Here is a 7,231-nt window from a genome sequence, read left to right on the forward strand (position 1 = left end):
CTTGCCGAGTGCCGCGTCCCGCCACGCCTTGCCGAGGTTCTCGAACAGGTGCGGGCCCGGCAGGAAGGGCGGCGGGGTCTGGGTGACCCGGGTGTTGTCCTGGGACGCCGCGACCAGAGTCCAGTACAGCGGGAACAGGGACACCACGGCGGCGACGGCGAGCAGGACATAGGTCGCGGGCCCGGCGTGGTGCTGGCGGCCGGCGCCCGGCCGGAGGCGGCCGAGGCGCGGCCCGCGGCGCCGGCCACCGGACGAGGAGGCGGAGCGGACGCCGTGGGCGGGCCGGAGCGTGTCGGTGGTCATGGGGATACGTCTCCAGGTCAGGACGGGCGCGACATGAGCCGCTTGAACAGGCGCTGCGCGAGGAAGACGAGGATCAGCAGCAGGAACATCGCCCAGGCCACCGTCGCTGCCCGCCCCATCTGGTAGTTCTTCCAGCCCTCCTCGTAGAGCAGCAGGCCGAGGGTCTGGTACTGGTTGTCGGCGCCGCCGGTGATCCCGTTCGGGCCCTGGCCGAAGATCAGCGGCTCACCGAACAGCTGCGTCGCGCCGATCGTCGACAGCACGATCGTGAAGACGATCGTCGGCCGGATCCCGGGCACCGTCACCTTGAGGAACTGCTGCCAGCGCGAGGCGCCGTCGATCGCCGCCGCCTCGTAGCGGTCCCGCGGGATCGCCTGCATCGCGGCCAGGTACAGCAGCGCGTTGTACCCGGTCCAGCGCCAGATGACGATCGTCGAAATGGCGGTCTGCGCCGCCCACTTGTTGCTCTCCCAGTCGACGTGGTCGATGCCGACCAGGCTCAGCACCCAGTTGATCATGCCGAAGTCGCGCTCGAAGAGCATCGTGAACACCAGCGCCGCCGCGCCCACCGACGTCGCGTACGGCGTCAGGGCGGCGACCCGGAAGAACGTGGAGCCGCGCAGCCGGTAGTTGAGCAGGTGGGCGAGTCCCAGCGCCATGAGCAGCTGCGGCACGGTCGACAGGACGCCGATCGTGATCGTGTTGCGCAGGGCGTTCCAGAACCGCTCGTCCTGGAGCAGCGCCGTGTAGTTGTCGAGGGCCACCCAGTCCATCACGTCCATCGTCGCGAGCTCGACGTGGTGGAGCGAGATCCAGGCGGTGTAGAGGAGCGGATAGAAGCTGAACGCGGCGAAGACGACGAAGAACGGGCCGACGAAGGCGTACGGCGCCCCCTTCACGTCCAGTCGGTGCAGGAGGGTGCTGCGGCGGCCGGCCCGTCGCCGCTCCCCGCCCGCGGGCGCCGGCCGGGCGGGTCCGGCCGGGTCCGCGGCGGGAGGCGTGCCCGGCCCGGTGGTCGAGGTCTGAGGGGACACGAGGGGTCCTAACGTGGGGAGGGTGACGGGCCGCGCGGCCGCGTACGGGGACGGGAGGTCAGCCGACGGCCTTGGTGATCCGCTCGTCGGTCGTCTTCCAGGCCGACTCCGGGCTCTTGTTCTGCGACTCGATGAGACTCAGGCCCTGCGAGAAGATGTCCTTGATCGTCCCGTCCTTGCGGCCGAGCACCTGCTCGTCGGGGATCTCCTGGGCGGCGGCGCCGAAGATCTTGCCGATCGGGGCGCCGCTGAAGTACGCGGACTTCGCGTCCGCCACCGCGGGGTCCGCCAGCGCCTTCTGCGAGGACGGGAAGTTGCCGATCTTGTCGAACAGACGGGCCTGCTGCTCGGGCGCCGTCAGCCAGGCGACGAGCTTCTTCGCCTCCTCCTTGACCGGGCTCTGCTCCATCACGCCGAGGAACGAACCACCCCAGTTGGCCCCCTTGGGCGCCTTGGCGACATCCCACTTGCCCTTGTTCTTCGGGCCCGCCTTCTCGCTGATGTGGGCGAGCATCCACGCCGGGCACACCGTCGTGGCGAAGGTGCCGTTGGCCAGGCCCGGGTCCCAGCCCGGCTGGAACTGGCGCAGCTTGGCGGTCAGTCCGGACGTCGCGGCCTGCGAGGCGAGGTCCCAGGCGCCGGTCACCGTGGGGTTCGTCCGGTAGACGAGCTTGCCGCTCTTGTCGTAGAACTGCTGCGAGTCGCCGTAGATCATCGCGTTGAACAGCCCGCTGGAGCTGTCCATGTAGGCGACCTTGCCGCCCTTGTAGCCGCTCTTGAACTGCTTTCCGACCGTGACGTACTTCTTCCAGTCGTTCTGCCACAGCTGGGCGACCGCCTCGCGGTCCGTGGGCAGACCGGCGGCCTCGAAGTAGTCCTTGCGGTAGCAGACCGCCATGGGGCCGATGTCGGTGCCGAGGCCGATCACCTTGCCGTCCTTGCCGGTGACCTGGTTCTGCTTCCAGGGCAGGAAGTGATCGGTGCCCGGCACCTTCGCGAGGTCGACGAACTTGTCCGCGCGGGTGTCGACCAGCTCCTTGGCCCGGCCTATCTCGATGCCCTGGATGTCCTTGAGCCCGCTGCCCGCGGCGAGATGGGTCTGCAGCGCGGTGTAGTAGGTCTGCTCGTCGCCCGCGATGTCCGCCTTGATCTCGACGTCGGGGTGCTGCTTCATGTACTCGTCGAGCAGGCCGGTCTCCTTGAAGCCCATCACCCCGTACAGCCCCATGGTGATGGTGGTCTTCCCGTCCTTGACGCCGCCGCCCGTGCCGGAGCTGCCGCCGCCTCCGCACGCGGCGAGCAGGCCGAGCGCCGCGCTCGCGGCCAGCAGGGCGGTGCCCCTGCGGCGCAGGGACTTCCGGATCGTCTTCATGTGTGTCCTCCCAGGCGGCTCCGGCGCACCGGAGACAGGCGTCGGCCGTCCAGCCGACATGTGAGACAGAAGTGGGCACGTTCCCAATCGAGGGTGGGAACGTGCCCAACTCGGGGTGGGCACGTTCCCAGGTGAACGGAAGACTGGCCGCCCCGCGCGGCGTGTGTCAAGAACCTGAAGGCGGTTTGTTGCGGGAGGGCGCGCCGCGGACGACAGTCGAACTCCGGGTCCGCTCCCGTTCGTTGACCTCGCCTTCTGGCACAATGCGCAGGTGAACGGCGTGCAGCCAGCAGCGAACCGGGAGAGCGACATGGGGGGACAGGACCGGCCGACCATCAAGACCGTGGCGGCCCGGGCGGGCGTGGGCCGGACGACGGTTTCAAGGGTCATCAACGGCTCGGAGCTCGTGAGTGACGCGGCCCGGGAGGCGGTGCTCAGCGCCATCACCGAACTCGGCTACGTGCCCAACTCGGTGGCGCGCGGCCTCGTCACCCGGCGGACCAACTCGATCGCCCTGGTCATCCCCGAGTCCGAGAGCCGGCTCGGTGCGGAGCCCTACTTCTCCGCCGTGATCCGCGGGGTCAGCGCGGCGCTGCGGGACACCAGGACCCAGCTCCAGCTGGTCCTCGTCCGGGACAGGGAGGAGCGGGACCAGCTGACCGGGCACGTCGCCGAGCGCCGGGTGGACGGGGTGCTGCTCGTCTCCGTGCACGAGCGGGACCCGCTGCCCGGCATCCTGGAGAACCTGGGACTGCCCACCGTCCTCGCGGGCCGGCGCTCGCCGGAGGAATCGCTGAGCCACGCGTGCTCGGACAACCGGGAGGGTGGCCGGACGGCGGGGCGGCATCTGCTCGCGCGCGGCCGGCGGGCCGTCGCCACCATCGCGGGCCCGCTCGACATGGACGTCTCGCGCAGCCGTCTCCAGGGCTGGCGGGACGCCATGGCGCAGGCGGGGGTGGCGCCGGACGAGCGCCGGGTCGCCGTCGCCGACTTCACCGAGGAGGGGGGAGCGGCCGCCATGCGATCACTTCTTGAACGCTCGCCCGATCTGGACGCCGTCTTCGCCGCCTCCGACGTCATGGCCGCCGGTGCCCTCCTCGAACTGCGCCGCCAGGGGCGGCGGGTACCGGAGGACGTGGCGGTGGTCGGATTCGACGACTCGTTCATCGCCCGCTACGCGTACCCCTCGCTCACCAGCGTGCGTCAGCCGGTCGAGGAGATCGGCGCGACGATCGCCCGGATCCTGCTGGCGGAGATCGCGGACCCGGACGCGGAGCGGCAGCGGCTGACGCTGCCGACCGAACTGATCGTGCGCGACTCGTCGTAGGGCCTTCCTGCTACCGGGCCACCCCGGCGCGGGTGCTCGTGCAGGGGTGTCGATCGGCCCCGGACTGTCACCCTCCGGGGTCTTCCGGTCGGTGCGTGATCGGAAGGGGTCGATTGCGGTCAGTACCGGGAAGGTGGATGTCCCGTGGCCGGGATTGTTCGTTCATGGATGCCATGAAGGACGTGGGAAGAATCGTTTCCGCCGAGGAGGCGGCGCCCTCGGTGCCGACGGACGGCGACGTCGGGTCCGGCGGGGGGCCCGGGGGAGGGCCCGGCGCTGGAGCGACTGGTTCCGCGGCGGGCGCGGCGGCCTCCGTCGTCTCGGGGACGCCGATCTACGACGCGCTCCTGGCCGAGTGGAAGCGGGAGCGCAGGCATCCGCCGGGTGGCCCCGTCCCGACGGGCCTCGGTCGCCCGCGCCGGGAGGCGGAGCCGCTCGCTCCGGCACCGGCGCCGCCGCGGTGGGTGCCGCAGGGGCGCGCCGCGTCCTGAATCGGGACCTGGTCCACGCCTGGGGGCTGCCGGCCCCGCGAGGCCGCCTTCGCGGTGTTCGAGCGGAACTCGGCGTGCGCGGGACGCCGACGCGGGAGCGGTGCGGACCCGGGAGTGCCGGGTCCGCACCGCTCGCGCCGCCCTGGATCAGTTGAGCTCGTCGGGGTGCGGGCCGGTGCGCAGGTCGCGGTCGAGCGCGGCGACGGCGGTCATCTCCTCGTCCGTGAGGGCGAAGTCGAAGACGTCGAGGTTCTCGCGGATGCGGGCCGGCGTCACCGACTTGGGGATGACGACGTTGCCGAGCTGGAGGTGCCAGCGCAGCACGACCTGGGCCGGGGACTTGCCGTGCCGGGCGGCGATCGTCGTGATCGCCTCGTCCTGGAGGACGGCGCCCTGCGCCAGCGGGCTCCAGGCCTCCGTGGCGATGCCGAGCCGGTCGTGCGCGGCGCGCAGCTCGGCCTGCTGGAGGCCGGGGTGCAGCTCGATCTGGTTGACGGCGGGAACCAGGTCGGAGTCGGCGACGAGGCGGTCGAGGTGCCGCGGCTGGAAGTTGGAGACGCCCGCGGCACGGATGCGGCCGTCGGCGGCCAGCTTCTCGATGGCCTTCCAGGACTCGCGGTACAGGTCACGGGCCGGGGTGGGCCAGTGGATCAGGTACAGGTCGACGTGGTCGAGGCCCAGCTTGGCCAGGCTGGCGTCGAACGCCCGCAGCGTGGCGTCGTAGCCCTGGTCGGCGTTCCACAGCTTCGTGGTGACGAAGAGCTCGTCGCGGGCGATGCCGGAGTCGGCGAGGGCGCGGCCGACGCCCGTCTCGTTGCCGTAGATCGCGGCGGTGTCGATGCTGCGGTAGCCGGCCTCCAGGGCCGCGGTGACGGCGGCCGTCGTCTCGGGGTCGGGGACCTGGAAGACGCCGAAGCCGAGCTGCGGGACGGTGACGCCGTTGTTGAGCGTGACGGTGGGGACGGTGGTGGGTGCCATGGTGCGCTTGCCTTTCGGGGTACGGGCCGGGCCCGTGGTCGTACTGAGGGAATCGGGGGTCACGGAGGAGGGGGAGGGGGAGGGGAACGCCGTCAGCGGGTGAGGGCGGCGGTGCCTGCGGCGGCCGCGGCGAAGTCGTTGTCCTGCTCGGGGGTGCCGCCGCCGACCCCGATGGCGCCGACGAGGCGTCCGTCGCGGTGCAGGGGGCGGCCGCCGGCGATGAAGAGGAGCGGCTTGTCGAGGGCGGTGGGCAGGGTGTGGAACGGGCCGTCGGGCGTGACCAGGTGCGCCAGGTCGGCCGTGGGGGCGTCGAGCTGGAGGGCCGTGTAGGCCTTGCGCGTGCTGGTCTCGCCGGAGATGAGGACGGCGCGGTCGTCGCGGCGGAAGGCCAGGAGGTGTCCGCCGGCGTCGAGCACGGTGACGCTGACCGTGACGTCGGCCGCCTCGGCGGCAGCGGCAGCGGCCGCGACCAGGGTCTCGGCGTCGGCGGTGGTCAGCGGGGCGACGGCGGGGGCGGTGGTGCTCATGACGGGTCCTTCGGGGGGTGCGGGTGGGGCGGTGGGAGGGGTGGTCAGCGGCCGGCCGGGACCGGCGCGGGCTCGGCCGCGGCGGAGCCGGTGACGACGCGGGTCGCGGTGCGCGCACGCCGGTCGAGGGCGGCGGCGACGAGGGCGAGGATCAGCGCGGTTCCGGCGAGCAGGGCGCCGACCCAGTTCGGCGACGTGTAGCCGAGGCCGGCGGAGATGACGATGCCGCCGAGCCAGGCCGCGAGCGCGTTGCCGAGGTTGAAGGCGCCGATGTTGGCGGCGGAGGCGAGGGTCGGGGCGGCCGAGGCCTGGTCGAGGACCCACTTCTGCAGCGGCGGCACGGTCGCGAAGCCGAGGGCGCCGATCAGCGAGAGCGTGATCGCGGCGAGGACCTTGTTGTGGGCGGTCGCGGTGAACAGGAGCAGGGCGGCGCTGAGTCCGGCCAGTGCGGTGAACAGCATCGGCATCAGGCGGCGGTCCGCGAAGCGGCCGCCGATCAGGTTGCCCAGGAACATGCCGGTGCCGAAGAGGACGAGCAGCCAGGTGACGGCGCCCTCGGTGTAGCCGGTGACCTCGGTCATCATCGGGGTGATGTAGGTGATCGCGGCGAAGACACCGCCGTAGCCGAGGACGGTCATCGCCATCGCGAGCCAGACCTGGACGTTCTTGAAGGCGGCGAACTCGCGCCGGACGCTCACCGACTGCGGGCGGCCCGTTTCGGGGACGAGCTTGGCGACGCCGAGGAAGCCGACGATGCCGAGCGAGGCGACGATCAGGAACGTGACGCGCCAGCCGGCGGCCTGGCCGATCGAGGTGCCGCCGGGGACGCCGACGATGTTGGCGACCGTGAGGCCCATGAACATCAGGGAGATGGCGGAGGCCTTCTTCTGCGGTGCCACGAGGTCGGCGGCGACCACCGAGCCGATGCCGAAGAACGCACCGTGGGCGAGTGAGGCGACGACCCGGCCGGCCAGCATGAGGCCGAAGGTGGGGGCGAGGGCGGAGAGCGTGTTCCCGACGACGAACAGGGCCATCAGGGCCATGAGCATCTTCTTGCGGGACACCTTGGTGCCGAGGACGGTCAGCAGCGGGGCGCCGACGACGACGCCGAGGGCGTATCCGGAGACCAGCCAGCCGGCCGTCGGGATCGAGACGCCGAAGTCGCCCGCGACCTGGGGCAGCACGCCCATGATCACGAA

Annotated in this window: 7 protein-coding genes and 1 pseudogene; 2 read left to right on the plus strand and 6 right to left on the minus strand. The window is 71.8% G+C overall.

Annotated elements, in window-relative coordinates; all coding sequences use genetic code 11:
- The 3 genes and pseudogenes from GTW43_RS24580 to GTW43_RS24590 form a co-directional block, all read right to left on the minus strand.
- Window positions 1-303: pseudogene (locus GTW43_RS24580) on the minus strand (carbohydrate ABC transporter permease); the annotation flags it as partial.
- Between the two features lie 17 nt (window positions 304-320).
- Complete coding sequence (locus tag GTW43_RS24585; protein ID WP_161304209.1) at window positions 321-1,337, minus strand: sugar ABC transporter permease; 1,017 nt, start codon at window positions 1,335-1,337, stop codon at window positions 321-323.
- A gap of 58 nt (window positions 1,338-1,395) precedes the next feature.
- Window positions 1,396-2,709: an extracellular solute-binding protein gene (locus tag GTW43_RS24590; RefSeq protein WP_161304210.1), complete on the minus strand. Its 1,314-nt coding sequence runs from the start codon at window positions 2,707-2,709 to the stop codon at window positions 1,396-1,398.
- Between the two features lie 310 nt (window positions 2,710-3,019).
- Between GTW43_RS24590 and GTW43_RS24595 the strand changes: the two genes are divergently transcribed.
- Together GTW43_RS24595 and GTW43_RS24600 are read left to right on the plus strand one after the other, a co-directional pair.
- Window positions 3,020-4,036 carry a LacI family DNA-binding transcriptional regulator gene (locus GTW43_RS24595; RefSeq protein WP_161304211.1) on the plus strand — a complete coding sequence of 339 codons (1,017 nt, stop codon included), beginning with the start codon at window positions 3,020-3,022 and terminating at the stop codon, window positions 4,034-4,036.
- 182 nt (window positions 4,037-4,218) lie between these two features.
- Complete coding sequence (locus GTW43_RS24600) at window positions 4,219-4,527, plus strand: hypothetical protein (RefSeq protein ID WP_161304212.1); 309 nt, start codon at window positions 4,219-4,221, stop codon at window positions 4,525-4,527.
- 147 nt (window positions 4,528-4,674) lie between these two features.
- Here GTW43_RS24600 and GTW43_RS24605 read toward each other — a convergent pair whose 3' ends face one another.
- The 3 genes from GTW43_RS24605 to GTW43_RS24615 form a co-directional block, all read right to left on the minus strand.
- Window positions 4,675-5,505 (minus strand): aldo/keto reductase, encoded by an 831-nt coding sequence (locus tag GTW43_RS24605; RefSeq protein ID WP_161304213.1) that lies wholly within the window; start codon window positions 5,503-5,505, stop codon window positions 4,675-4,677.
- 92 nt (window positions 5,506-5,597) lie between these two features.
- The gene (locus GTW43_RS24610) at window positions 5,598-6,032 is read right to left on the minus strand and encodes a heme-binding protein (RefSeq protein WP_161304214.1); all 435 of its coding nucleotides are present in this window, start codon (window positions 6,030-6,032) and stop codon (window positions 5,598-5,600) included.
- Window positions 6,033-6,076: 44 nt separating this feature from the next.
- Window positions 6,077-7,231 (minus strand): MFS transporter (locus tag GTW43_RS24615; protein WP_161304215.1); only part of this gene is annotated, 1,155 nt, incomplete at its 5' end.

This window comes from Streptomyces sp. SID5785 (assembly GCF_009870065.1).
In the GTDB taxonomy this organism is placed as follows: domain Bacteria; phylum Actinomycetota; class Actinomycetes; order Streptomycetales; family Streptomycetaceae; genus Streptomyces.

Excerpts from the sequence above, each read along its gene's own strand:
- GTW43_RS24590 (WP_161304210.1), bottom strand. The coding sequence starts at position 2,709 with ATGAAGACGATCCGGAAGTCCCTGCGCCGCAGGGGCACCGCCCTGCTG.
- GTW43_RS24595 (WP_161304211.1), top strand. The coding sequence starts at position 3,020 with ATGGGGGGACAGGACCGGCCGACCATCAAGACCGTGGCGGCCCGGGCG.
- GTW43_RS24605 (WP_161304213.1), bottom strand. The coding sequence starts at position 5,505 with ATGGCACCCACCACCGTCCCCACCGTCACGCTCAACAACGGCGTCACC.
- GTW43_RS24610 (WP_161304214.1), bottom strand. The coding sequence starts at position 6,032 with ATGAGCACCACCGCCCCCGCCGTCGCCCCGCTGACCACCGCCGACGCC.